The following is a 24226-nucleotide window of genomic DNA, read 5'->3' on the forward strand; positions in this document are numbered from 1 at the left end:
GTCTCCCTTGTCTGCCTCGTTTGCCAACGCCCTTGCCGCCGCGCACGAGGCTGCCGGGTCACAAAACCACCCGGCCAGCACACTGTATGTCGTGGCCACCCCCATTGGCAACCTGGCCGACATCAGCCTGAGGGCCTTGCATGTGCTTGCCCGCGTCGACGTGGTGGCCTGTGAAGACACCCGCCACACCCAGCAATTGCTGCGCGCCTATGGGCTGGACCGCCCGGGCAGCCAGCTTTTGGCGGTGCACCAACACAACGAAGCCGAAGCGGCGCACAACGTGCTCGAGCGCCTGGGCCAAGGCCAACGCGTGGCCTATGTGAGCGATGCAGGCACCCCGGCCATCAGCGACCCCGGCGCGAGGCTGGTGGCAGCCGTTCGGCAAGCTGGGTTTCGGGTCATGCCGCTGCCCGGCGCCAGCAGCGTGACCACAGCGCTCAGTGCATCGGGCATGACCGGTGACCACGGTTTTGTGTTTGCAGGCTTTTTGCCCAGCAAAGCCACCGAGCGGCAGATGGCCGTGCAACACCTGGCGCAAGAAAGCCGCGCCGTGGTGCTGCTCGAGGCGCCGCACCGCATCGAAGCCCTCGCCCAAGCTCTGGCGGTGCTGGGCAAACGCCCCATCACCCTGGGGCGTGAGTTGACCAAGCAGTTTGAGCAGATCGAGACCTTGCCTGCACAAGACTTGAGCGCCTGGCTGGCCGAAAAACCCGAGCGCCTGCGGGGTGAATTTGTGCTGGTGCTGCACGACGCACCCGTCGACGACGCCACCGGTGAAGGCTTGCGGGTTTTGCAGCTGCTGCTGCCCGAGTTGCCACTCAAAACGGCGGTCAAACTGGCGGCCGAGATCTCGGGCGAATCGAAAAATACCTTGTACGAGCAGGCACTGGCCCTGAAAAATCAAGGCTGAAGCCCCAACCCCCTTGCCCGCGCAAGGCACAATCTGCCCCCATGAATTTCACCCGAATCCTCACCCTCACGGGCATCGCCGTCTTGACTGTTGGGGCTTGGCAAGCCTTTGGCTGGCCGGGCATTGCCTTGGCCGTGGGCGGCATTGTCATGTGGGTGCTGCTGCACTTCACCCGCATGGTCACCATCCTGAAAAAAGCCGCTGACCGGCCCATTGGCCATGTGGCCAGCGCCGTGATGCTCAACGCCAAACTGAAAAAAGGCGTCACGCTGATGCACGTCATCGCCATGACCCGCTCTCTGGGCCTGTTGCAATCCGAAAAAGACACCCAGCCAGAGGTCTTCGCCTGGACCGACACCAGCGAATCGGTGGTCAACTGCACCTTTGTGAGCGGCAAGTTGACCGAATGGACCCTGGTTCGACCCGAAGTGCGACCCGAAGTGCGACCCGACCTGCCCTCCGAAGTAGGCACACCAGAGCGCCCCGAAGGGCCAAACCCTTAAAATCCGGGCCAACCCCGTTTATTGCAGCCAATTTCAAAGGACACTTTCATGAGCGTTGTCATCCCCTCCATGTCAGACCGTGACGGCAAAATCTGGATGGACGGCCAGATGGTCGATTGGCGCGATGCCAAGATCCATGTGCTGAGCCACACCCTGCATTACGGTTGCGGCGCATTTGAAGGCGTGCGCGCTTACAAGACGGAACAAGGCACCGCCATCTTCCGTTTGGCCGAGCACACCGAGCGCCTGTTCAACAGCGCCAAGATCTTGCGCATGAACATCCCCTTCACCCAAGCCCAAGTCAACGAGGCCCAGCGCGCCGTGGTGCGTGAGAACAATTTGGAAAGCGGCTACATCCGCCCCTTGACTTGGATTGGCGACAAAAAGCTGGGCGTCAGCCCCAAGGGCAACACCATCCACCTGATGGTGGCCGCCTGGACCTGGGGCGCCTATTTGGGCGAAGAAGGCATGAAGCGCGGCATCCGCGTGAAAACCTCCAGCTACACCCGCCACCACGTCAACATCACCATGACACAGGCTAAGGCGGTGAGCAATTACACCAACAGCATTTTGGCCAACATGGAAGTGACCGACGAGGGCTACGACGAAGCCCTGTTGCTCGACACCTCGGGCTTTGTGTCCGAAGGCGCTGGCGAGAACATTTTTGTGGTCAAGAACGGCGTGATCTACACCCCCGACTTGTCGGCCGGCGCCTTGAACGGCATCACCCGCAACACGGTGTTCCACATCGCCAAGGACTTGGGTCTGGAGATCGTGCAAAAGCGCATCACCCGCGACGAGGTGTACATCGCTGACGAAGCCTTCTTCACCGGCACCGCCGCCGAAGTCACGCCGATCCGCGAACTCGACCGCATCGAGTTGGGCAAAGAAGGTTATGTCGGCAACCGTGGCCCGATCACCGAGAAAATCCAGAGCGCCTTCTTTGACATCGTCAACGGTCGCAACTCCAAGTACGCCCACTGGCTGACCTTGGTTTGAGGAGAAATCGATGAGCACACAAGCTGTTGAACTGCTGGCCACCGACCTGAACCCCCAAGGCGGTGTGTTTTGCCCCAGCCCCAAAGCCGACATGAAAATCTGGAACAGCCACCCCAAGGTGTACCTGGATGTGGCCAAAACCGGCCAAGCCAAGTGCCCTTATTGCGGCACGGTTTACCAACTGAAAGCGGGTGAAGTGGTCGGACACCACCACTGAAGCGCAGCGCAGCCATCTTCGCGATGGCCGCCTAGCCCCACGGCGAACATTCAGGTGTTCGCCGTTTTGTTTGGGGGCAAGCTCACCACAAAGCAAGCGCCACCACCGGGTCGGTCTGTGCAGCGCACCCGCCCGCCATGGCGCTCGGCAATCGACTTGACCAGCGACAGCCCCAAGCCCACACCACCCACGCGCTCGCTGGCCCCAGGCAAGCGGAAAAACGGCTCAAAGATCCGCTCTCTGTAAGCGACAGGCACGCCAGGGCCACGGTCACCCACCGCGATGAGGACCTCCGGGCCTTGGGCTTGCAAGGACAGCACGATGCCACTGCCCTGTTTTGCATCCTGGCTGCCCGCCCCATAGCGCCGCGCGTTTTCCAGCAGGTTGCGCACCAAGCGCCGCAGCAGTTTGGGCACACCGGGCACGTCGAGTTGGGCCAGGCCTTCGGGCACGTCAAACCTCGCCCCTAACCGCGCACATTCTTCGGCACACAGACCCACCAAGTCCACAGCCTCCACGGTCCCGATGTCGGCCTCTTGGGCGTCCAGGCGGCTGGCCAGCAAGATCTCGTCAATCAGTTGGTCCAACTCGGCCATGTTGCGCAAGATCTCGGCGCGGCTGCGGGCCAAAGCGTCCGCATCCGCTGGGCCGTTCATCAGCTCCAGGCCCATGCGGATGCGCGCCAGCGGTGAACGCAACTCGTGCGAAGCGTTGGCGAGCAAGGACTTTTGCGAAGCCATCAGGCCCTCGATGCGCTCGGCCGCCGCGTTGAAGCGCTCGGACAGGTCGGCCACCTCGTCGTCGCCTTGCACCGGCACACGCACTGACAAATCGCCCTCACCCCAGCGCTGCACGCCGCGCTGCAGGCCTTCGAGGCGCTGCGTGAGCCTGCGCACCACCGGGTACAGGCCCAGCGCCACGGCCAGGCCGATCAGGCCCAACAGCCAAAAAAAACCGGAGGGCTTGGCCCACCAGGGCATGTCCTTGCGCAAATGGGGCGGCAAACGGCCATCTGGGCCAAGCCCCACACCGGGCATGCCATGCATGGCGGGGCCTCGAGGACGGTCAGCAGAGCGCTCACCGCTGCGCTGCACTTGCAGCGGCAGGGTTTGGCCATCGGGCAAAGGCACCTCAAAAACCAAAGGTGCGCCCGGCCCGGCCCGTGTGGTACTGGCCAGCACATCGCCTTGGGCGTTCAGCACCACCCATTCACGGGGCGCGGGTGGCGCTGCGTGGTGCTCGACCGTGGCCCGCCAGGCCCAGCCCACCACCAGCATCAACAAGGTCACCACCCCCACCACGGCCAGCCAGATGCGCAGGTAAAGGTGACGTGACCAGTGGCGTGACAGGCTGCGAATGGGCATGTGGGCGCTCAGTCTTGCTGGCGGGCAAACACATAGCCCACGCCACGCACAGTGAGGATGCGCTGGGGCACTTTGGGGTCGGCCTCGATGGCGGCCCGGATGCGGCCCATGTGCACGTCGATCGAGCGGTCAAAGGCTTCGAGTTCACGGCCCCGCACCGCCTCCATGATCTGGTCACGTGTCAGCACACGCCCGGCGCGTTCGGCCAGCGCCACCAGCAGGTCGTATTGGTACGAGGTCAGCTCGCAGTCCTGCCCCTTGACGCTCACGCGGCGGGCATCGCGGTCAATCTCCAACGAGCCAAACTGCATGAGCTGTGAGGGGGTGTCGCTCACATGGTGTTTGCGCCGCAAGATGGCCTTGATGCGGGCCAACAACTCGCGGGGCTCAAAGGGCTTGGGCAAATAATCGTCGGCGCCCATCTCCAGGCCAATGATGCGGTCCATCGGGTCGCCTTTGGCCGTGAGCATGAGCACCGGCACTTGGCCCATGCTGCCGGGCAGGGCACGGATGCGCTGGCACACCTGCAGACCGTCCATGTCGGGCAGCATCAGGTCCAGAATCACCAGCTCGACGCCGGGTGTTTGCAACCGTTCGAGGCCACTGCGTGCATCGGGCGCGTGGGCCACAGCAAAACCGTTTTGCCCCAGATAGTCCGCCACCATGCCCGCCAGGCGCACATCATCTTCGATCATCAAGAGTTGATTCATGGCTTGATCATCCACTCTGGTTCTGGGTCACGGGACATCCAAACGGTAAAGTTTGGTAAACGCAATATGGATGGCCGCGTCGCTTCGCTCGCAGTGACGGGAAAGCCGTCATCGCGAGGAAGGAAGCGATCCATGTTCCGGCGCATGCGCGTGCACCCTAGACGCCAGCGCCACCAGCAGCAACACCGGCACCCCCAGCCAAGCGGTGGCCGTGAAGAAGCTGGCGTAGCCATGGGCATCCACAAACTCCCCCGAAAAACCAGCAATGAACTTGGGCAGCAGCAGCATCATGGAGCTCAGCAGCGCGTATTGCGTGGCCGAATAACTGATGTTGGTGAGCGAGGACAAATAGGCGATGAAAGCGGCAGAAGCGATGCCGCTGGCCAGGTTGTCGGCCGAAATCACCCACACCAGCGCCTGCACGTCGTGGCCCACACCGCTGAGCCAGACAAACAGCAAATTGGTGAGCGCACTCAAGAGCGCCCCCAGCATGAGCACACGCATCACGCCCATCCGCGCGGCCAATAGGCCACCCACAAACGCGCCCACCAAAGTCATGATGACGCCGTACACCTTGGTCACACTGGCCACTTCACTTTTGGTGAAGCCCATGTCCACATAAAACGGGTTGGCCATGATGCCCATGACCACATCACTGATGCGGTAGACCGCGATCAGCGCCAGCAACAGCACCGCTTGCCAGCGGTAACGCAGCCAAAAATCGGCAAAGGGCTCCACCACCGCGCCCTTGAGCCACTCGGCCAAGTTACGCGCTGGTGCAAAGGGCGCAGGCACCGGCTCGGGCGAGGCCAGCACCACCCACATGCCCGGCAGCATGCTCAGCGCCATGACCAGATAAGCCGCTTGCCAGGCCGCTTGTGAATAGCCCGTGGCTTGATCACCTTGGGCCCAGGCCGCCACCCACAACACGCCCGCTCCGGCCCAAATCATGGCCAAGCGGTAACCCGTCTGGTAACTGGCCGCCAAAGCCGCTTGGGCGTTCACCTCAGCCGACTCGATGCGGTAGGCGTCCAGCGCGATGTCTTGGGTGGCCGAAGCGATGGCCACGGCCAATGCACAGGCCACCAAGGGGCCCAGCAGTTGCGAAGGGTCGTTCAGGGCCATGCCCACCAGCCCGAGCGCGATCACCAGCTGCGACACCAGCAACCAACTGCGCCGGCGCCCCAGCTGCCGTGTGAGCCAAGGAATGGGCAAGCGGTCCACCAGCGGGGCCCACATCCACTTCACGCCATAGGCCAGACCCACCCAGCTGAGGTAGCCGATGGTGCTGCGGTCAATGCCCGCCTCACGCAGCCGAAAACTGAGCGTGCCCAGCACCAGCAAGAGCGGCAAGCCCGCCGCAAAGCCCAGCGCCAACATGCGCAAGCTGGCAGGCTGCAAATACAGGCGCAGCGCCTCGCGCCAGGTGCGCACCGTGGCGGGCGGTGGGTTGTTGACGGGGTTGACAGATGGGGCTGGATCAGACATTTGCGGATTATCAGCTGCACAAGACCCGACTGGCCACAGCGGTGCGCTCCTGCAGCCGTTGACGTTTGCTCACGCATTGCCCCACTTGACGTGTTCAAAGTCCGCTGTGTTCGTTATGATTTGCAAACCATGTGCTTTATTTGCAACCTCAAAACACCCTCCGGCCACGCCCATTCCGACGCAGTGGACGCCTCATCACCGCGCTGGAACGCACGACGGGCCTTCATCTTGGCGGCGGGAGCCGGTGCCGCAGGCTCGGCACTGGCCCAAGTCGATGTGGGCTCGTCCTCAGGTTTGCGCAAACTGGTGCCGGCCGAGACGCTGGAAAATTCGGCACGCCAGCAATACGCGCAGGTGCTGGCCGAAGCCCGTGCTCAAAACGCTTTGGCACCCGATGGCCACCCGCAGCTGCAACGCCTGCACACCATCGCCCAAAAACTCATCCCCCACACCCTGCCCTGGAATAAACGTGCGCGCGACTGGAAGTGGCAGGTCAACCTGATCGGAAGCAAGCAGATCAATGCCTGGTGCATGCCCGGCGGCAAGATCGCTTTTTACACCGGCATCCTGGAGCAGCTGCGCCTGAACGACGACGAGGTGGCCATGATCATGGGGCATGAGATGGCGCATGCCCTGCGCGAACATGCCCGTGAGCGCCTGGCCAAAACCCAGGCCACCGGCATTGGCCTCTCCATCGCTTCGCAGTTGTTGGGCCTGGGCTCATTGGGCGATGCTGCGGCCAACCTGGGCACGCAATTGCTCACTTTGAAGTACAGCCGCGACGACGAAACCGAATCCGACCTGGTGGGCCTGGAGATCGCCGCACGCGGCGGCTACCGGCCCGAAGCCAGCGTGACCTTGTGGCAAAAGATGCAAGCGGCCAGCGGCAATGGCGGGCCCTCATTTTTGTCCACCCACCCCAGTGGCAGCAACCGCATCGAAGAACTGCAAGCCAACTTGCCCAAGGTGCAGCACCTCTACGAACAAGCCCGCAAGGGTTAAGCCAGATCAGGTCCCGCCAACGTAGGGATTAGATTGGCGTTCACGACCAAAGGTGCTCTCCGGCCCGTGCCCAGGAATGAACACCGTGTCATTGCCCATGGGCCACAAACGCTCGGTGATGCTGGCGATCAAATCGTCGTGGTTGCCCTGCGGGAAATCGGTGCGGCCAATGCTGCCGGCAAACAGCACATCGCCCACAAAAGCACGTTTGATCTCGGGTGAATAAAACACCACATGGCCTGGCGTGTGGCCCGGGCAATGGCGCACCTGCAAGGTGTGCGCCCCCAAGGTGACTGTGTCGCCATCGGCCAACCAGCGCGTGGGCTTGAACACCCGGGCAGGTGGAAAACCATAGGCCGCAGCCGCCTGCGGCAAACCGTCAATCCAGAACTGGTCAGCAGGGTGCGGCCCGATGATCGGTAAACCACCGAGTTGCTCGGCCAGATCGGCCGTGCCCGAGGCGTGGTCCAGGTGGCCGTGGGTGATCCAGATCTGCTCCAGCTGAAGGCCTTGGCGGCGCACGGCGTCCAAAATCAGATCCAGATCGCCCCCGGGATCGATCACCGCAGCTTGGCGGCTTTGGTCGTCCCACACCAGTGAACAGTTTTGCTGAAAGGGCGTGACGGGAATGGTTTGGTATTGAAGCATCCCCGAATTATCGAGGATGTGTTCCTGCTCCTCATTGGACGGGACAACACATGCCAGGGTGTAAAGTCTTGCCAGCCAGCGCCTTTTGGTCTTTTGCATACGCGCTGCACCGATTGCCTTTTTGAACCCCTCACCACCCGGCTACCTGACCAAACAGGAAAGCATTACGGTCTTGGGTGTGGACGACTTGCTCATCCGCTCCTTGCTCGACAAAAATCAATTCCACGACCCCTTGGACGAAGCCCTGAATCTGGGCATCTCGTCGGCCGCTTGGCCCTTGTTTGGCCTGCTTTGGCCCTCTGGTATGCACCTGGCCGAGCGCATGGCACGCCGCTCCGTCACCGACGAGCGAATTCTGGAAATTGGGTGCGGTTTGGGCTTGGCCAGTTTGGTGGCCCACCGACGGGGTGCGCAGGTCACGGCCAGCGACTGCCATCCGCTGGCCCATTCTTTTTTGGACGAGAACACCCGCATCAATGGCTTGTTGCCCATGCGCTATTGCCATGGTCTGTGGGGCACGGCCGCGCTGCGCGAGGACGGCCTGCCCGTGCTCACGCAGGCGCACGACAGCCCCTTGACCGGTCTGTTTGATTTGATTGTGGGCAGCGACATCCTGTACGAGCGTGACGATGAGGGCACACTGGCCCACTTCATCGGCAAGCATGCCGCGCCCCAATCAGAAATCTGGGTGATCGACCCCAACCGGGGCAACCGCGCCGCCTTTCACAAACACATGGCGCTGCTGGGTTTTGTGATGCACGAACAGGTGCTGGACCATGCCGAACACGACGGCATTGGTGCTTACAAAGGGCGGATGCTGACCTACAAACGCCAGGGGTCGCTTTCTACAGTCAGTCAGATGGTGTAGGTCAGATGCTGAAGTCGTAGCCGATCGTGATCGGCGCGTGGTCTGAGAATTTCTCGCCTTTGTAGATGTGCTCGGTGCGTGCCTTTTCGGCCACGGCGGGCGTGGCCAGGTGGTAGTCCAGGCGCCAGCCCACGTTCTTGGCATAGGCCTGGCCGCGGTTGCTCCACCAGGTGTAGCAGTCGTCGGTGGCTTCGGGTTTCAAGCGGCGGTACACGTCCACCACACCACCTTCGGTGGTGAGCTGCGTCATCCACTGGCGCTCTTCGGGCAGAAAGCCGCTGTTCTTGAGGTTGCCCTTCCAGTTTTTCAGGTCAGCCTGTTGGTGGGCGATGTTCACGTCGCTGCAGACGATGAAGTCGCGCTCGGCCTTGAGGGCCATCAGGTGGGGGTACATCTTGTCCAAAAAGCGGAACTTGGCCTCCTGCCGCTCGGGGCCCGATGAGCCGCTCGGGAAGTACACGCTGATGATGGACAACTTGCGCGATGGCGTGTCGAAGCGCGTTTCCACATAACGGCCTTCGGCGTCGAATTCGCCGCCGTCAAAGCCGACCACCACGTCGCATGGCTCGTGGCGGGTGTAGACGCCCACGCCCGAGTAGCCTTTTTTCTCGGCAAAGTGGAAGTGGCCCTTCAAACCGGCCAGTTCTTCAAACTTGCCCGCCACATCGGGAGCCTGGGCTTTGACCTCTTGCACACAAATACAATCAGGTTTCTCTTGCGCCAGCCAAGCTTCGACCCCTTTGGTCGTGGCCGAACGGATGCCGTTGAGGTTGAGGCTGGTGAGTTTGAACAAGGATTTCCCCATGGTGACAGGACAGGTAAGCGGCGCCGATACACAGGTGCTCGCTCAGGAATTTGTGCAGTTTGCGGTCGATTCGGGCGTCTTGCGCTTTGGGCAATTCAAGACCAAAGCCGGGCGCATGAGCCCTTACTTCTTTAATGCCGGCCTGTTTGACGATGGCGCCAAGCTGGGACGACTGGCGCAATTCTATGCACAAGCCCTGCTGGCCAGTGGCATCGAATTCGACATGATCTTTGGCCCTGCCTACAAGGGCATCCCGCTGGGCGCGGCTGTGGCCATCGAGCTGGCCCGTCTGGGCAAAAACGTGCCCTTCGCCTACAACCGCAAGGAAGCCAAAGACCACGGCGAAGGCGGCTCGCTGGTGGGTGCGCCGCTGAAAGGCCGCGTGCTGATCGTGGACGACGTGATGAGCGCAGGCACCGCTGCACGCGAATCGATTGCCTTGATCCAGGCCGCCGGGGCCACGCCCCACGCCATCGCGATTGCGTTAGACCGCCAGGAAATGGCCACGGAAAAGCAAGACGACGGCTCGGTCAAGGATGTGCCGCACAGCGCGGTTCAATATGTGCGCCACACCTTGGGCATGCAGGTGTGCACCATCGCCCAGCTGTCGGACCTGCTGGCCTTTCTGGCCCGGCAGAGCCAGCCTGAACTGCTGGCCCACTTGGCCCATGTGCAGGCTTACCGGGACCGCTACGGGGTCTGAGTGGTGGGTACCCGTTGTGAGGGATGGACATAGCCACCCGTCCGTCATCGTCCTGTTTTGAGGTTGGCTCTGAGCCCACGGCTTCATCGCTGTGCGACCTGCTTGCGGCTGGTGCCTTTACATGCGTGTCATGAGGCAAATGCACAAACAGCCACCTGACGCCCGCCCACCACCCCCCCACCGCCTTCATTGCTGAGCTGCCCGAACAACTGGGCTGCCTGAATCCTTGCTTTTTTCTTGATCAGCCAAGTCGCTGAGGTGGGCCTGAGCCTGTTTTCTCGCGCCTGGGAATGCATTTTTTTAACGAAATCACCTTTTAAGACTATTTATTGCATAGGAGTACGCCAATTGGTGGATTCGCAAACCGATTTATGTGGCGAGAATTTCATTTTTAACGTAGTTGGTAATTCCTCCGCCATGATTCATTCTGAATGTCAAAAATGCATTCTTCAGTCCGCTCCAAAGGATGGGCTGTTTTTGAGATTTTTGGCCACTTCGAAAATCGCTTCGTCCATCCTGACCTTGTCTCTCTTGCCAGCCGTGCTGCATGCGCAGTCTTTGTCGCAAGTCGTGAACCAGGCCTTGCAGACCTACCCGGCCGTGTTGTCGGCATCTGCCCGCAGCGCTGCTGCCCGCACCGACATCACCCGGGCCCGAAGTGCCCATTACCCCCAAATTGGTGTCAGCGCGGCGGCCAACTCCTACGCTTCTGGCACCCTGCCAACCGGCGCGGAGCGAACCAGCCTTTCACCCACGGCCAAAGTCAACCTGTGGTCGGGTGGCCGCATTGAAGCGGAGGCGCAACGCGCCGAGGCGCTGACTTTGGCCTCGGAGTTTCAACAAGCCAACACCCTGGATGAAGTGGCGCTGTTGGCGGCTGAGGCTTACCTCAACTGGGCCAAAACCGCGGACCTTTACAGCCTGGCTGTTCGCAACGTCAACGCGCACCGCGAAACCTTGAACGACATCCAGAAAATTGCCCAGGCCGACACCGGTCGCAGGGTGGATTACGAGCAAGCCTTGGTGCGCATGGAAAACGCCACCTTGGCATTGCAGCAACGCAAGTCAGACTTTGCCCAAGCCATCCAACGCTTGCGCCGCTTCTGGAAGGGCGACATGGATGCGCGGCCCATGAACCTGGACTCGGCCGTGGCCGAGTCGGGCGTGTTGGGGCGCATTCCGCCTTCTTTGGCCCAAGCCATGGAGCTGGTCTCGGAAGACTTGCCCCCCATTGCCCAAGCGCGTGCCCAAGTGCAAGCGGCTCAGGCCAGTGTGCGCCAGGCCAAGGGCCAGTTTTGGCCCACCGTGGATCTGGCAGTTTCTCGCCAAATCAACGCCACGACAGGCAGACAAGACGTCTTGACCCAGCTGCAACTGAACGCGCCTTTGTACAACGGGGGCGGCACCTCGGCCTTGGTCGAGAGTGCCGTGAACCAGGTCAAGTCTGCCGAATTTGCTTTGGAAGAAGCCCGTCTGCTGGCCCGCGAAAAAGCGGCTTTTGCCTGGCAAGAGTGGGCTTCGGCCAGAGCCCGTTCGGACACCGGCAGCGCCCAGTCTTTGGTGGGTGACAAATTGGTCGACGCTTATCGGCAGCAATTTCGTGTTGCCCGCCGATCTTTGCTGGATCTTTTGAACATCCAGGCCGACACCTTCAATTACCGCAGTTCTGCGAACGCCGCTTTTCATGATGAACGCATCGCGCGTGCGCGTTTGCTGGCGGCCACAGGCGAACTGGCCAAGCGTTTTTCTACTGAACCCGGTCTGGTTCTGCCGTCTGCCCGATGAACCTAACCCGATACCCCTTGATCCCACATGGCTAAATTGATCCCCATGCCTACTTTGGGTGGCACCTCATCGCCCAACTCGGCGCAGGCGCCCACCTCGGCACAGGCTCCCACTCAGCCCAAAACGGACGCGATGGCTGACCCGCTGCTCATGTGCATGACCATGGCCGCGAAATTGCTGGGGCGACCCGTTCACTACCAAGTGATGCGGGCTGGTTTTGCGCTGGACAACCGTGGCCGAGTGCCTTTGGCGGCATACCCGGACATGGCGCACAAAAATGGCTTGATGGCCGCATGGTCACGGGTGCGTTTGTCAGAAATTCCGCATTACGTTTTGCCGGTGCTGATGCCCTTGATCGATGGTCGAGCGTGCGTGCTTCGCAGTATCCAAGACAACGAAGCCATTGTTTTGTGGGCCGACAGAGGCATGGAGGATCAGCGCATCCCCTTGGCCGAATTGCAAGCCTTGGCGCGTCCTGAGGTGTTGGCGCTGAAATTGCCGCCCACACGCCACGACCAAACCTTGACGCCCATGCAGGGCTCGGCCTTCAACTGGTTTTGGGGCACGCTTTGGCGCTTTCGTGCGTTCTACGTAGAGTCCATGGTGGCCACCGTCGTGGCCAACGTCCTCACGTTGGCGTCCATCTTTTTCACGATGAACGTTTATGACCGGGTGGTGCCCACCGGTGCTTACACGTCTTTGTGGACCTTGGCCATTGGAACGACCGTGGCCATTTTTCTGGAGTTCATCATGCGTTGGCTCAAAGCCCGCTTGGTGGATCTGGGTGGGAAAAAAGCAGATTTGGCCATCAATGCGACCTTGCTCAGAGAGATCATGGCCATTCGCTTGGAGCACAGGCCCCAGTCGGTGGGCATTTTTTCCAGCTCCATGCGTGATTTCGAATCGTTGCGCGACTTCTTTTCTTCGGCCTCTCTCGTCTTGTTGGCCGACATGCCTTTCGTTTTGATGTTCTTGGCCTTGATCGCGATGGTGGGTGGCCCGCTGGTCTGGATTCCTGCGCTGGCCGTGCCCTTGTTGATCATCATTGGTCTGGTGGCGCAGCGGCCCTTGATGACGGCGATGCGCGAGAACATGAAAGAGTCGGGCGACAAACAAAGCGTTTTGGTGGAGTCCGTCCTCAACCTCGAGTTGCTCAAGGCGCACAACGCTGAAAGCTATTTGCAGCGCCGTTGGGAAATGTCCAACTTGGCTGGCGCCGACTCGTACAAACGCATTCGCAGCCTGACCAACTGGATCATGGGCTTCACCACCTCCATCCAGCAACTCATCACGGTCGCCATGGTGGTCGGTGGTGTGTATTTGATCCATTCGAACCAGTTGACGCTGGGGGGACTGATTGCCTCGGTGATTTTGGCAGGCCGTGCCATTGCGCCTTTGGCGAGTGTCATGTCCCTTGCATCGCGCTACCAGCAAGCCGCAACATCGCTGGAAACCCTCGATGGCTTGATGAAGCGCCCACGCGACCGTATCCATGGCCGCAACTATGTTGTGCCTGAAATGATTGAGGGCGGACTCCAAGCCGATGCGCTGGAGTTTGCCTACCCTGGCGAACACAAAATTCCCGTCATCAAAAAGCTGTCGATACAAATCGCACCCGCTCAAAAGGTCGCGATGCTCGGGCGCGTTGGCAGTGGCAAAAGCACCTTGTTGCGGCTGATGGCTGGGCTGTATTCGCCCGGCGCCGGAAGCGTTCGACTCGATGGTGTGGATTTGCAGCAACTCGAGCCCAGCGAGGTGCGCAGCCGCATCGGCTATGTGGGTCAGGACCCGCAGCTGTTCATGGGCACCGTGCGCGACAACCTGGTTTTGGCCGACAGCTGGATCAGCGATGTGAAGATCATTGAAGTCCTCAAGGCCTTGAACATCTATGACATCGTGGCGACTCACCCTCTGGGCCTCGACATGCCTGTCACTGAAGCTGGTGGCGGCTTGTCGGGCGGTCAACGTCAACTGCTGTCGATTGCCCGCATGATGCTGCGCAACCCGCAATTGGTGTTCATGGACGAACCCACTTCGAACATGGACCAAAACACAGAAGCGCGGGTGATTGCCGTTCTCAAGGACTGGCTGCGCGGGCGCACCTTGCTGATGGCGACCCACAGACCCCAATTGCTGGAGTGGGTGGATTTGATCGCGGTCATCGACAGTGGCCAATGTGTCGCACTGGGACCCAAGCAGGAAATGATTGACAAACTGTCCCGTGGCATTGATGTCAATGGCGTCAAAAATCAGGGAGCGCCCACATGATCAAGTACAAAGCCAGCCGTTCGGGCTTTGGTGTCAATACCGTTGAAGACGACGAGCGCCGGGCCAGCCAGACACTGGTCTGGGCAACCGGCCTGACTTTGGTTTTGGCGCTGGTTTGGGCGGCCTTGTTTGAGTTGGATGAAATCACCCGAGGCCAAGGCAAGGTGATTCCAACCAGCAGGGAACAGGTCATTCAGAGTCTTGACTCAGGCGTCTTGAGTGAATTGTTTGTGCGCGAAGGCAGCGTGGTTGAAAAAGACCAGGTTCTTTTGCGCATCGACGATGCCCGCTCGGGTGCCGTTTTCAGGGAAGCGCAAGAGAAGTACCTTTCTTTGACCGCCTTGGCTGCTCGACTCAAGGCCGAAGCCTACGGCACTGCCCTGGTTTTCCCCCCTGAACTCAATGCACAACCCGACTTGATGCAGCAGGAACTGCAAGCTTTTAATGCACGCAAACGTTCATTGACCCAGTCACTGCAGGCCTTGGACACCTCACTGGCGGCCGTCAACCGTGAGTTGGTCATCACCGAACCCATGGTGCGCCAGGGCGTGATGTCCGAAGTGGAATTGCTCCGTCTCAAACGCCAGCAATCGGAGTTGATGGGGCAACGCGCCGAACGCCAAAACCGTTATCTGACGGATGCCAACAACGAGCTGACCCGCGTGGCATCTGAGCTGTCTCAAACCAAAGAAAACGCCTCCGCCCGTGAAGACGCCTTCCTGCGCACCACCATCCGCTCGCCCATGAAGGGGGTGGTCAAGAATGTCCAAATCACCACTGTGGGCGGCGTGGTGCAAGCGGGTCAACCCATTTTGGAGATCGTGCCCACTGAAGATGAGATGCTGGTCGAAGCCTACGTCAAGCCTTCCGAAGTGGCCTTCCTGAAAGTAGGTCAAGCCGCTGTGGTGAAGCTCACCGCTTATGACTTCAACAAATACGGTGGTCTCGAGGGTGTTCTGGAACATTTGAGCCCTGATACTTTGCGCGATGAAAAACAAAAGAAGCCCGGTAACCCCGTCGAGCTGGAAGAGGGCTTTTATCGAATCATCGTCCGCGTCAAAGAGCCTACAGATTTGCGCAATGGTTTGCGTTTGGTCCCTTCACCCGGGATGACCGCCTCCGTGGAAATCCGTACAGGCTCCAAGACCGTTCTGGAATACATCTTCCGTCCGCTTCAGAACGTCACGCAAGCTTTACGTGAACGGTAATCTTTCAACTTCAAGCTGGATCCTCTCCATGTCCCAAGAAACTTCGGCTGTGATCGATTCAAATCGATTCGTAACAAACAGCAAACCCAATCCTTTGGCCAAGACACCCGCACAAACGCCTCAATTCTTGAGCACCGCAGAAGCCGCTCGAATGTTGGGTTTGTCCACCACCTTGGTGCAGACTTTGGTCGATCAAGGTGACCTCAAAGGATGGAAAACGCGTGGTGGCCATCGGCGCATCTCCCTCGACTCCATTTTGGGTTATCAGACAGACGCCCGGCATGTGACTGGCTCTTCACTCAAATCCTCGACCAAGCCCAAGGTGACGATCGTGATCGAATCGCCCACTTTGTTCTCAGAGCTCAAAGCCGAATGCGATGTGTGGAACATGCCCATTGATGTCCGCTTCTTTGATTCGGTCACGGAAGCATTGCTTGAACTCTCCAGCCAAAAGCCAGACATGATGGTGGTGGAGATGTCGATGCCCAGGCCCCAACAAGAAAAGACATTTCAGGCGCTGGAGAACTTCAACCAGCGTGGTCACACCCCTTTGTCCGTTGTCTTGATCACATCTGAGAAAGCGTTGAAGGCCAGCATGCCTGCAGGGGCCAGTTCTTCGATCCAGGTGGTCTCGGGCCCCATGTCGGCCGTCTGGCTGCACGCCTATCTCACGGGTGTGATTGCGTCGTACAGAGTTTGAAACGGGGAGCCCCGGTTGCCGGGCTAGGCACACAGTGCAGTTGGCTGTGTGAGCCCAGGACTTTTGAGTGGGCAGTTTGCGTACAACCCATTTGTGAAGTGAAATGGTGCGGCTGGCGGGGATCGAACCCACGACCCTTGGCTTCGGAGGCCAATACTCTATCCACTGAGCTACAGCCGCACTTTACAATTTCAAATTATCTCACGCCTGCATCTTCACTTGTCCGTATTGCAAGATCTGTGAAGGGTGCAACGCTATAATGCGTGGTTGATTTCGGTCAACATACAGGCCATTGCGGCCACGCCCCTACAGAGGATCTCATGAGCGACAACAGCCACGATCAGCACGAAGCCCACACCGGCCCCGTTAAAACACCCAAGCAGATGCTTTTGCTGAGTTTGGCCTCTTTCGTCATTCCAGTTTTCATCATCATTGGCCTGGTTTTTTATGTGACTTCGGCCAACAAGCCTGCCGCGGGTGCGGTCGACACTGAAAAAGCAACCGCCATGCGCATCCAGAAAATTGGCGCTGTGGAAGTTCGTGATGCCAACCGTCCGCTCAAAGCAGGCGCTGAAGTCTACAAAGCCCAATGCGCGGCTTGCCACGACGCGGGGGCTGCCGGCGCCCCCAAATTTGCCGATGCGGGCGCCTGGCGCGCACGTCTGGGCCAAGGTCTTGAAGGCTTGGTGAACTCTGCCCTCAAAGGCAAGGGTGCGATGGGTGCTCAAGGTGGTGGCGATTTCAATGACACGGAAATCGCGCGTGCCGTGGTCCATTTGGCCAACTCTGGCGGTGGCAAGTTTGACGAACCCAAAGCGCCTGAAGCTGCCAAGTAAACTTCGAGCGCCTTTTTAAAAACCGACCGTCCGGGTCGGTTTTTTTACGCCTGCAGGCTGGATTGGTGCGCTGCTTGAGGGCTCATCACATAGCCATAGAGGGCGGCCAGTTCGTTGGACACGGCTTCCTCCAAAGTCCACCTCGCCATCTCCAGGGCCTGCGCTGCCCTTGGCACATCGAGTGTGTGCACCAAACCCAAACCCCAATTGGTGTGTAAATACACCTTACCGTTTTCGTCGACCAGGCTTTTGTTCACTTGGGCCCCTGTCCCGGTGTGTGAATTCACAGCAAAATCGTCTCCGATCCGCCAGATGTGGGGTGTCGCTTCGAGCTCGATGTACACCCGCTGCGGTCCATTTTGAAAAAACCATCGCCCTTGTGCATCGGCCTCGTAGTTGCGGTGGATGAAGTCGATCAGTTTCTCGTGACGCAAGACCGAACCTTTGGCGCCCGGTATGCCGCTTTGAAATGCGCCAAGTGCTTGCGACCTGTCATCACGCATCCACCATTGACCTCGGCTGTCCAGACCCAGCCAACCAAAACAATCGGGGACATCGGGCCACTTGGCCATGGCTTGTCGAACGATGTCATCCATAGCTTGACACGCCTGTTTTCTCGCTTTGCCCAGCAGCCTGCAACAACCAGCCCCCCACCGCATCCGGCATAGCCCTCACATGCCCGGGCCAGCGCCCCTGCGCAAAACCCACATGGCCACCATTCTTGGGTTGCCACAAGGTTACGCTGGGCGACACGTCACTGGATCGCGGCAAACTGTCAGTGGGTATAAAAGGGTCGTTCAAGGCATTTAGCGCCAATGCGGGCAAACGGATGTCCCCCATCTTGGCTTTGGCCGATGCACGTGTCCAGTAATCCGCCGTGTCTTTGAAGCCATGCACGGGCGCCGTGAAGACATTGTCAAAGGCATACAGGTCTTTGGCGGCCAACAAAGCATCTTTGTCGAACAAGCCCGGGTGTTGCGCCCATTTGGCCATGGCTTTGGGCTTCATGCTGCGCAGAAACATCGGCGTGTAGATGTGGCGGTTCAGACCTCGCCCAATGGCCAGTCCGCTTTGCATCAAGTCCAAGGGCGAGCAGACGGAGGCCACCGCATCTACCTGCTTGCAAGCTTGGTGGCCATGTTCAGCGGCCCAACGCATCAAGGCATTGCCACCCAAGGAGACACCTGCCGCGATCATTTTTTGTCCACCAGACGATTGGTGTTCTTGACGAAAGCGATCGAGCAGCCAATGAATTTCCTCGTGGTCGCCGGAATGGTAGGCCCGTGGCGCGCGGTTCAATTCGCCGCTGCAGCCCCGAAAGTGTGGCAGCGCAAAATGCACATCCTGCTCAGCTGCCCAATCGGCAAAGGCCTGCGCGTAGTGGCTGTCTGAGGAACCCTCAAGACCATGAAACAAGACCAGCAATGGCCGATCGACGCGACTGGCCGCTTGTTTGTCGACATCCAGGAAATCGCCATCGGGTGTGGCCCAGCGCTCTCGCAGCAAAGGCTTGCGAGGGCCCCAACGCCGCTTGGCGTAAAGCGCTGGCCAGATCGTTTGGGCGTGTCCGCCTGGCAGCCAAGCGGGTGTTTGATCAAGCATTCTTTTTCAATGCAACACTGTGGGTTTTACCCCCACATCAGCGGCATCCTTGGGCGTTCCCGGGCTGGCGTGGTGGGCGACCATGCGCCAGCCTTGCGGCGTTTGGTGGTACACATTGGTGGCAATCACATAAGCTTGCCGTGCGCCTTGAGGCGTGATGACTTCCACCCGTTCAACCAGGTGGTGCACCGCACTCGTCAAGGATTGAATTTTGTGCATCCGCTCAGGAAATGCCTGCACACTGCCATTGTTGAACATGGCCTCGAAGGTGGCCCGTATGGCGCCTGCACCAATCATCCTGCCACCACCCGGATGGACGCAAACGATGTCGTCTTCCTCCGCCCAGCAAGCCATGAGTTGCTCGATGTCGGCGTTGTGCAGCGCTTCGTAAAAGGCCTGCTCGATGTCTTCGGGCGTGCCACCAACCACGGCCGCCTGCATTTTCGTGCGTTTCATGGGCTTGTCTTGTTCGAGGAAATCATCGCCTCATTTTGCCTTGTTTGCCAGGCCCGAGCCTGTGTGTTGTCGTACCCAATCACTTCGCAGCACGTCACCAAGAAAAAACCCGGCCACAGAGAACTGTGCCGGGTTTGACTCTGCGCCTTGTTACCAAGGTCAGTGCATCTGTGATGCGCAAACTTTTATTTTTTGCGGTACTTGCGCAAGGCCGACATCTGGGCTGCCAGCACAGCCAATTCGGACTGGGCCACGGCCAAGTCGATTTCGCTTTTGGCGTTGCGCAGGGCTTCTTCGGCCACTTGCTTGGCCGCGTTGGCTTTTTCTTCGTCGAGGTCTTTGCCGCGAATCGCGGTGTCGGACATCACGGTCACGCAGTCGGGCTGCACTTCCAGAATGCCACCGGCCACGAAAACGAATTCTTCGCCGCCGTCAGCCTTCTCAATGCGAACCGACCCGGCCTTGATGCGGGTGATCAGCGGTGTGTGGCGTGGGTAAATGCCCAGTTCGCCAGACTCACCGGGCAAGGCCACAAAGCGGGCTTCACCCGACCAGATGGACTCTTCGGCACTGACCACATCAACGTGGATGGTGTTCATGTTTACTCCTTAAAAAGGTGCGTTCAAGCTGAGATCGGGGAGACTGGATCAGCCACCCCGAGGCTCTGCTTTAGGCTGCCTTTTTGGCCTTTTCGAAAGCTTCGTCGATGGTGCCGACCATGTAGAAAGCTTGCTCTGGCAGGTGATCGCACTCGCCAGCCACAATCATCTTGAAACCACGGATGGTTTCGGCCAAGGTGACGTACTTGCCGGGCGAGCCTGTGAACACTTCAGCGACGTGGAAGGGCTGCGACAGGAAACGCTGGATCTTGCGGGCACGGGCCACGGCCAACTTGTCTTCAGGCGCCAAGTCGTCCATGCCCATGATGGCGATGATGTCGCGCAGTTCACGGTAACGCTGCAACGTGCCTTGCACAGCGCGGGCTGTTTCGTAGTGGTCTTGACCGACCACCAGAGGATCCAGCTGACGGCTGGTGGAGTCCAGAGGATCCACAGCAGGATAGATACCGAGCGATGCGATGTCACGGGACAACACCACGGTGGAGTCCAAGTGCGCAAAGGTGGTTGCAGGCGATGGGTCGGTCAAGTCGTCCGCTGGCACGTAAACGGCCTGGATCGATGTGATGGAGCCCACTTTGGTGGAGGTGATACGCTCTTGCAAACGGCCCATTTCTTCGGCCAGCGTAGGCTGGTAACCCACAGCAGAAGGCATACGACCCAACAAGGCGGACACTTCGGTACCGGCCAATGTGTAGCGGTAGATGTTGTCCACGAAGAACAACACGTCTTTGCCTTCGTCACGGAAGGATTCGGCGATGGTCAGACCAGTCAAGGCGACGCGCAAACGGTTGCCTGGTGGCTCGTTCATCTGACCGTACACCATGGCCACTTTGGAATCAGGAAGGTTCTCGAGGTTCACCACGCCGGAATCGGCCATCTCGTGGTAGAAGTCGTTACCTTCACGGGTACGCTCACCCACACCCGCGAACACGGACAAACCGCTGTGCGCTTTGGCGATGTTGTTGATGAGTTCCATCATGTTCACGGTCTTGCCCACACCGGCGCCACCGAACAGACCGACCTTACCGCCTTTGGCGAAAGGGCAGACCAAGTCGATCACTTTGATGCCGGTTTCGAGCAGCTCTTGTGAAGGGCTCAGCTCGTCATAAGCAGGGGCCTTGCGGTGGATCGAGGAAGTCAGTTCTTGGCTGACAGGACCGCGTTCGTCGATAGGTGAACCCAGCACGTCCATGATGCGGCCCAGTGTGGCTTTGCCCACGGGGACGGTGATGGGGTTGCCGGTGTTGGACACCATCAAACCACGGCGCAAGCCGTCGGAAGAACCGAGCGCAATGGTGCGCACGATGCCATCGCCGAGTTGCTGCTGCACTTCCAGGGTCAGCGCGGAGCCTTCCATTTTGAGCGCGTCATAAACTTTGGGCATCTGGTTGCGTGGAAATTCCACGTCGACCACCGCACCAATACACTGAACAATTTTTCCTTGGGCTTGCATTTTTCGCTCCAAATAATTTGAATTTGCAGAACTGGGAGTCAACCGCTGATCGCAGCTGCGCCAGAGACGATTTCCGACAGTTCTTTGGTGATGGCGGCTTGACGGGTCTTGTTGTAGACGAGCTTGAGCTCGCCGATCACATTGCCGGCGTTGTCGGTCGCGGCCTTCATGGCCACCATTCGGGCGGCATGCTCGGAGGCCATGTTTTCAGCCACAGCCTGGTAGGCCAAAGCTTCTGCATAACGGACCAAGAGATCGTCAATCACCGACTGGGCATCGGGTTCGTAGATGTAATCCCAGGCGTGTGTGTGGCCAGCCGCTTTGGTCTCGGCTTGCATGTCGGCCGCAGACAAGGGCAGCAGCATGTCGATGGTGGGCACTTGTGCCATGGTGCTGACAAACTTGTTGTAGCACAGGTACACCGCGCTCACTTCGCCTGCAGCGTAGGCATCGAGCAGCACCTTGACGGGGCCGATCAGCTTGTCGAGGTGCGGCTTGTCGCCCAACTGGGTCACATGGGCCACCACTTTGGCATTGACACGGTTCAGAAAACCGAGACCCTTGCCGCCGATGGCCACGGCCACAGGGGTTTTGCCCTGAGCCTGTGTTTCACGCAGTTGAACGGTCACAGCGCGCAAGAGGTTGGTGTTCAAACCGCCACACAAACCCTTGTCCGTGGTGACCACAATGAAGCCCACCGACTTGCCGTCGTTGCGCTGCATGAAGGGGTGCACGTACTCAGGGTTGGCCTGGCCGAGATGGCTCGCAATGGTGCGAATCTTCTCGCTGTAAGGCCGGGCCGTGCGCATACGCTCCTGCGCTTTGCGCATTTTGGAGACGGAAATCATCTCCATGGCCTTGGTGATCTTCTTGGTGTTTTCCACCGATTTGATCTTGGTGCGTAGTTCCTTGCCCGATGCCATCAGAGGCTCCTTTTGATCAGGTAGAAATTAAGCAAAGCTTTTCTTGAAAGCGGCCACGGCGGTGTTCAATTCGGCTTCAGCCTCTTTGTCCAGTGCTTTGGAGCTTTCGATCTTGGCCAGCAAAGCAGCGCACGAATCCTTCAGGTAAGCGTGCAAGCCGTGCTCAAAAGCCAAGACTTTCTTGACATCGATGTCGTCCATGTAACCCTTGTTCACTGCAAACAAGCTGGCACCCATCAGGCTGATGGACAGCGGGCTGTACTGGGCTTGCTTGAGCAATTCGGTCACGCGGGCACCACGGTCGAGCTGCTTGCGTGTGGACTCGTCCAGATCGGAAGCGAACTGCGCGAACGCAGCCAATTCACGGTACTGGGCCAAGTCGGTACGGATACCGCCGGATTGGCCTTTGATGATCTTGGTCTGAGCAGAGCTACCGACGCGGGACACCGAGATACCGGCGTTGATCGCAGGGCGGATACCGGCGTTGAACAAGCTGGTTTCCAAGAAGATCTGACCGTCGGTGATCGAAATCACGTTGGTGGGCACGAAAGCGGACACGTCACCGGCTTGGGTTTCAATGATGGGCAGAGCCGTCAAAGAACCTGTCTTACCTGTCACAGCACCTTTGGTGAAGGCTTCGACGTAGTCGGCATTCACGCGGGCTGCACGCTCGAGCAGACGGCTGTGCAAATAGAACACGTCGCCAGGGTAGGCTTCGCGGCCTGGTGGGCGGCGCAAGAGCAACGACACTTGACGGTAGGCCACAGCTTGCTTAGACAGATCGTCATAAACGATCAAAGCGTCTTCGCCGCGGTCACGGAAGTATTCGCCCATGGTGCAGCCGGAGTAGGCCGACACATACTGCATGGCAGCGGATTCGGAGGCGGAAGCGGCCACCACGATGGTGTATTCCATTGCGCCAGCTTGTTCCAGAGCACGCACCACGTTCTTGATCGACGAGGCTTTTTGGCCAATCGCGACATAAACGCAAGTCATGTTCTGACCTTTTTGGTTGATGATGGCGTCGATCGCGACGGCCGTTTTGCCGGTCTGGCGGTCGCCAATGATCAATTCGCGCTGGCCACGGCCCACGGGCACCATGGAGTCGATCGACTTCAGGCCGGTTTGCATAGGCTGGTCAACCGATTTACGTGCGATCACGCCAGGGGCGACTTTTTCGATCACATCGGTCATTTTGGCGTTGATCGGGCCTTTGCCGTCAATCGGCTGACCCAGTGCGTTCACCACACGGCCAATCAGTTCGGGGCCCACGGGCACTTCCAGAATGCGGCCGGTGCACTTGACCGTGTCGCCTTCGGAGATGTGCTCGTACTCACCCAAGATCACGGCGCCGACCGAGTCACGCTCGAGGTTCAGGGCCAGACCATAGGTGGCTGCACCTTCAGCAGTCGCTGGGAATTCGAGCATCTCGCCCTGCATCACATCGGACAGGCCGTGCACGCGAACAATACCGTCGGTCACAGACACCACGGTGCCCTGGTTGCGGATATCGGCGCTGGCGGACAGCCCTTCAATGCGGCTCTTGATCAGTTCAGAAATTTCTGCGGGATTGAGTTGCATGACTCTTTCCTTCTTTCTTTAAATATGTCCGGTCTCACCCGCTTAGGCGGTGAGGGCCGATTTCATTTGTTCCAGTCGGGCCTTGACAGAGGTGTCGAGCACCTCGTCGCCCACCACCACACGGATGCCACCGATCAAGGCGGCATCGAGCTCGACGCTCACGTTGAGCTTGCGCGCAAAGCGTTTTTCGAGCGTGGACGACAAGTCGGCCAAAGCCGAGGCGTCGATGGGGAATGCGCTGTAGACCACTGCATCGGCAGTGCCACCTTGCGCATTCATGAGGGCCCGGTACTGCTGTGCAACCACAGGCAGCGCACTGAGACGGCGGTTTTCGATCACCAGGCGCAGGAAGTTCTTGCCAGCCTCGGGCAGTGCTGTGCGCACCACACCGGAGATCAGGTCAAACGCCTGCTCGTCGGACACTTTGGGGCTGTCGATGAACTGCTGCAGTTGCGCGTTATTGGCAACAGCAGCGAGTTCATCCAGCCAAGCGGCCGTGCCAGCAAGATCGGATGCCTGCGCCTTGAACAGCGCTTCGGCATAAGGGCGGGCGATGGTAGCAAGTTCTGCCATGGTC

At 59.4% G+C, this 24226-nt stretch carries 25 protein-coding genes and 1 tRNA gene; 12 read left to right on the top strand and 14 right to left on the bottom strand.

What is annotated here, in order from left to right; all coding sequences use genetic code 11:
• Positions 1 to 7: 7 nt before the first annotated feature.
• Genes rsmI through L63ED372_RS13855 form a run of 4 tightly spaced genes read left to right on the top strand, consistent with a single transcriptional unit; the run spans position 8 to position 2629 of the window.
• Positions 8 to 910 (top strand): 16S rRNA (cytidine(1402)-2'-O)-methyltransferase, encoded by a 903-nt coding sequence (rsmI, locus tag L63ED372_RS13840; RefSeq protein ID WP_062406724.1) that lies wholly within the window; start codon positions 8 to 10, stop codon positions 908 to 910.
• Between the two features lie 41 nt (positions 911 to 951).
• A complete protein-coding gene (locus L63ED372_RS13845) occupies positions 952 to 1413 on the top strand; it encodes a hypothetical protein (RefSeq protein WP_062406726.1) in 462 nt (153 codons plus the stop codon).
• A 48-nt stretch (positions 1414 to 1461) separates the two neighbouring features.
• Positions 1462 to 2412 (top strand): branched-chain amino acid transaminase, encoded by a 951-nt coding sequence (locus tag L63ED372_RS13850; RefSeq protein ID WP_062406728.1) that lies wholly within the window; start codon positions 1462 to 1464, stop codon positions 2410 to 2412.
• 10 nt (positions 2413 to 2422) lie between these two features.
• Positions 2423 to 2629 carry a zinc-finger domain-containing protein gene (locus L63ED372_RS13855; RefSeq protein WP_062406730.1) on the top strand — a complete coding sequence of 69 codons (207 nt, stop codon included), beginning with the start codon at positions 2423 to 2425 and terminating at the stop codon, positions 2627 to 2629.
• A gap of 50 nt (positions 2630 to 2679) precedes the next feature.
• On the opposite strand, the gene L63ED372_RS13860 is transcribed toward L63ED372_RS13855, so the two are convergent.
• The 3 genes from L63ED372_RS13860 to L63ED372_RS13870 all read right to left on the bottom strand — a co-directional run bounded on the left by L63ED372_RS13860 (position 2680) and on the right by L63ED372_RS13870 (position 6191).
• On the bottom strand, positions 2680 to 3993 hold the full coding sequence (locus L63ED372_RS13860; protein WP_082431709.1) for a sensor histidine kinase: 1314 nt from the start codon (positions 3991 to 3993) through the stop codon (positions 2680 to 2682).
• Between the two features lie 8 nt (positions 3994 to 4001).
• The gene (locus L63ED372_RS13865; protein WP_062408153.1) at positions 4002 to 4703 is read right to left on the bottom strand and encodes a response regulator; all 702 of its coding nucleotides are present in this window, start codon (positions 4701 to 4703) and stop codon (positions 4002 to 4004) included.
• Positions 4704 to 4811: 108 nt separating this feature from the next.
• A complete protein-coding gene (locus L63ED372_RS13870) occupies positions 4812 to 6191 on the bottom strand; it encodes an AmpG family muropeptide MFS transporter (protein ID WP_082431710.1) in 1380 nt (459 codons plus the stop codon).
• 129 nt (positions 6192 to 6320) lie between these two features.
• On the opposite strand from L63ED372_RS13870, the gene L63ED372_RS13875 reads away from it, so the two are divergent.
• Entirely contained in the window at positions 6321 to 7193 is an 873-nt protein-coding gene (locus tag L63ED372_RS13875; RefSeq protein WP_082431803.1) for a M48 family metallopeptidase, read from the top strand.
• Between the two features lie 6 nt (positions 7194 to 7199).
• Here the strand turns inward: L63ED372_RS13875 and L63ED372_RS13880 are convergent, their stop codons facing one another.
• Positions 7200 to 7841 (bottom strand): MBL fold metallo-hydrolase, encoded by a 642-nt coding sequence (locus tag L63ED372_RS13880; RefSeq protein WP_062406734.1) that lies wholly within the window; start codon positions 7839 to 7841, stop codon positions 7200 to 7202.
• A 121-nt stretch (positions 7842 to 7962) separates the two neighbouring features.
• Between L63ED372_RS13880 and L63ED372_RS13885 the strand changes: the two genes are divergently transcribed.
• Entirely contained in the window at positions 7963 to 8709 is a 747-nt protein-coding gene (locus L63ED372_RS13885; protein ID WP_062406736.1) for a class I SAM-dependent methyltransferase, read from the top strand.
• A 1-nt stretch (position 8710) separates the two neighbouring features.
• On the opposite strand, the gene L63ED372_RS13890 is transcribed toward L63ED372_RS13885, so the two are convergent.
• Positions 8711 to 9502, bottom strand: coding sequence for an exodeoxyribonuclease III (locus tag L63ED372_RS13890; protein ID WP_062408157.1), 792 nt, complete (start codon positions 9500 to 9502; stop codon positions 8711 to 8713).
• A gap of 10 nt (positions 9503 to 9512) precedes the next feature.
• Between L63ED372_RS13890 and pyrE the strand changes: the two genes are divergently transcribed.
• From pyrE to L63ED372_RS13915, 5 genes are all read left to right on the top strand, one after another.
• Complete coding sequence (pyrE, locus tag L63ED372_RS13895) at positions 9513 to 10217, top strand: orotate phosphoribosyltransferase (RefSeq protein WP_062406738.1); 705 nt, start codon at positions 9513 to 9515, stop codon at positions 10215 to 10217.
• A gap of 486 nt (positions 10218 to 10703) precedes the next feature.
• Entirely contained in the window at positions 10704 to 12002 is a 1299-nt protein-coding gene (locus tag L63ED372_RS13900) for a TolC family protein (RefSeq protein WP_062406740.1), read from the top strand.
• Between the two features lie 27 nt (positions 12003 to 12029).
• Positions 12030 to 14270, top strand: a complete 2241-nt coding sequence (locus tag L63ED372_RS13905) for a type I secretion system permease/ATPase (RefSeq protein WP_062406742.1) — start codon at positions 12030 to 12032, stop codon at positions 14268 to 14270.
• Positions 14267 to 15478 carry an HlyD family efflux transporter periplasmic adaptor subunit gene (locus tag L63ED372_RS13910; RefSeq protein ID WP_062406744.1) on the top strand — a complete coding sequence of 404 codons (1212 nt, stop codon included), beginning with the start codon at positions 14267 to 14269 and terminating at the stop codon, positions 15476 to 15478. Before L63ED372_RS13905 ends, L63ED372_RS13910 begins: the two co-directional genes overlap by 4 nt.
• A 28-nt stretch (positions 15479 to 15506) precedes the next feature.
• A complete protein-coding gene (locus L63ED372_RS13915; protein WP_082431712.1) occupies positions 15507 to 16178 on the top strand; it encodes a helix-turn-helix domain-containing protein in 672 nt (223 codons plus the stop codon).
• A gap of 104 nt (positions 16179 to 16282) precedes the next feature.
• Here L63ED372_RS13915 and L63ED372_RS13920 read toward each other — a convergent pair.
• Positions 16283 to 16358: transfer RNA gene (locus tag L63ED372_RS13920), tRNA-Arg, on the bottom strand.
• 140 nt (positions 16359 to 16498) lie between these two features.
• Between L63ED372_RS13920 and L63ED372_RS13925 the strand changes: the two genes are divergently transcribed.
• Positions 16499 to 17014 carry a c-type cytochrome gene (locus tag L63ED372_RS13925; RefSeq protein ID WP_062406747.1) on the top strand — a complete coding sequence of 172 codons (516 nt, stop codon included), beginning with the start codon at positions 16499 to 16501 and terminating at the stop codon, positions 17012 to 17014.
• 44 nt (positions 17015 to 17058) lie between these two features.
• Here the strand turns inward: L63ED372_RS13925 and L63ED372_RS13930 are convergent, their stop codons facing one another.
• The 8 genes from L63ED372_RS13930 to L63ED372_RS13965 all read right to left on the bottom strand — a co-directional run bounded on the left by L63ED372_RS13930 (position 17059) and on the right by L63ED372_RS13965 (position 24222).
• Positions 17059 to 17610: a DUF2946 family protein gene (locus tag L63ED372_RS13930; RefSeq protein WP_062406749.1), complete on the bottom strand. Its 552-nt coding sequence runs from the start codon at positions 17608 to 17610 to the stop codon at positions 17059 to 17061.
• Positions 17603 to 18616 carry a YheT family hydrolase gene (locus tag L63ED372_RS13935; protein WP_062406751.1) on the bottom strand — a complete coding sequence of 338 codons (1014 nt, stop codon included), beginning with the start codon at positions 18614 to 18616 and terminating at the stop codon, positions 17603 to 17605. Before L63ED372_RS13935 ends, L63ED372_RS13930 begins: the two co-directional genes overlap by 8 nt.
• 6 nt (positions 18617 to 18622) lie before the next feature.
• A complete protein-coding gene (locus L63ED372_RS13940) occupies positions 18623 to 19072 on the bottom strand; it encodes a YybH family protein (protein ID WP_062406753.1) in 450 nt (149 codons plus the stop codon).
• A 185-nt stretch (positions 19073 to 19257) separates the two neighbouring features.
• The gene (locus L63ED372_RS13945; RefSeq protein WP_062406755.1) at positions 19258 to 19671 is read right to left on the bottom strand and encodes a F0F1 ATP synthase subunit epsilon; all 414 of its coding nucleotides are present in this window, start codon (positions 19669 to 19671) and stop codon (positions 19258 to 19260) included.
• A gap of 70 nt (positions 19672 to 19741) precedes the next feature.
• A complete protein-coding gene (atpD, locus tag L63ED372_RS13950) occupies positions 19742 to 21145 on the bottom strand; it encodes a F0F1 ATP synthase subunit beta (protein ID WP_062406758.1) in 1404 nt (467 codons plus the stop codon).
• Positions 21146 to 21183: 38 nt separating this feature from the next.
• Positions 21184 to 22068, bottom strand: coding sequence for a F0F1 ATP synthase subunit gamma (gene atpG, locus L63ED372_RS13955; RefSeq protein WP_062406760.1), 885 nt, complete (start codon positions 22066 to 22068; stop codon positions 21184 to 21186).
• A 27-nt stretch (positions 22069 to 22095) separates the two neighbouring features.
• On the bottom strand, positions 22096 to 23649 hold the full coding sequence (atpA, locus tag L63ED372_RS13960) for a F0F1 ATP synthase subunit alpha (protein WP_062406762.1): 1554 nt from the start codon (positions 23647 to 23649) through the stop codon (positions 22096 to 22098).
• Between the two features lie 42 nt (positions 23650 to 23691).
• Positions 23692 to 24222, bottom strand: coding sequence for a F0F1 ATP synthase subunit delta (locus L63ED372_RS13965; protein ID WP_062406763.1), 531 nt, complete (start codon positions 24220 to 24222; stop codon positions 23692 to 23694).
• Positions 24223 to 24226 lie beyond the last annotated feature (4 nt).

The organism is Limnohabitans sp. 63ED37-2, from assembly GCF_001412535.1.
Taxonomy (GTDB): domain Bacteria; phylum Pseudomonadota; class Gammaproteobacteria; order Burkholderiales; family Burkholderiaceae_C; genus Limnohabitans_A.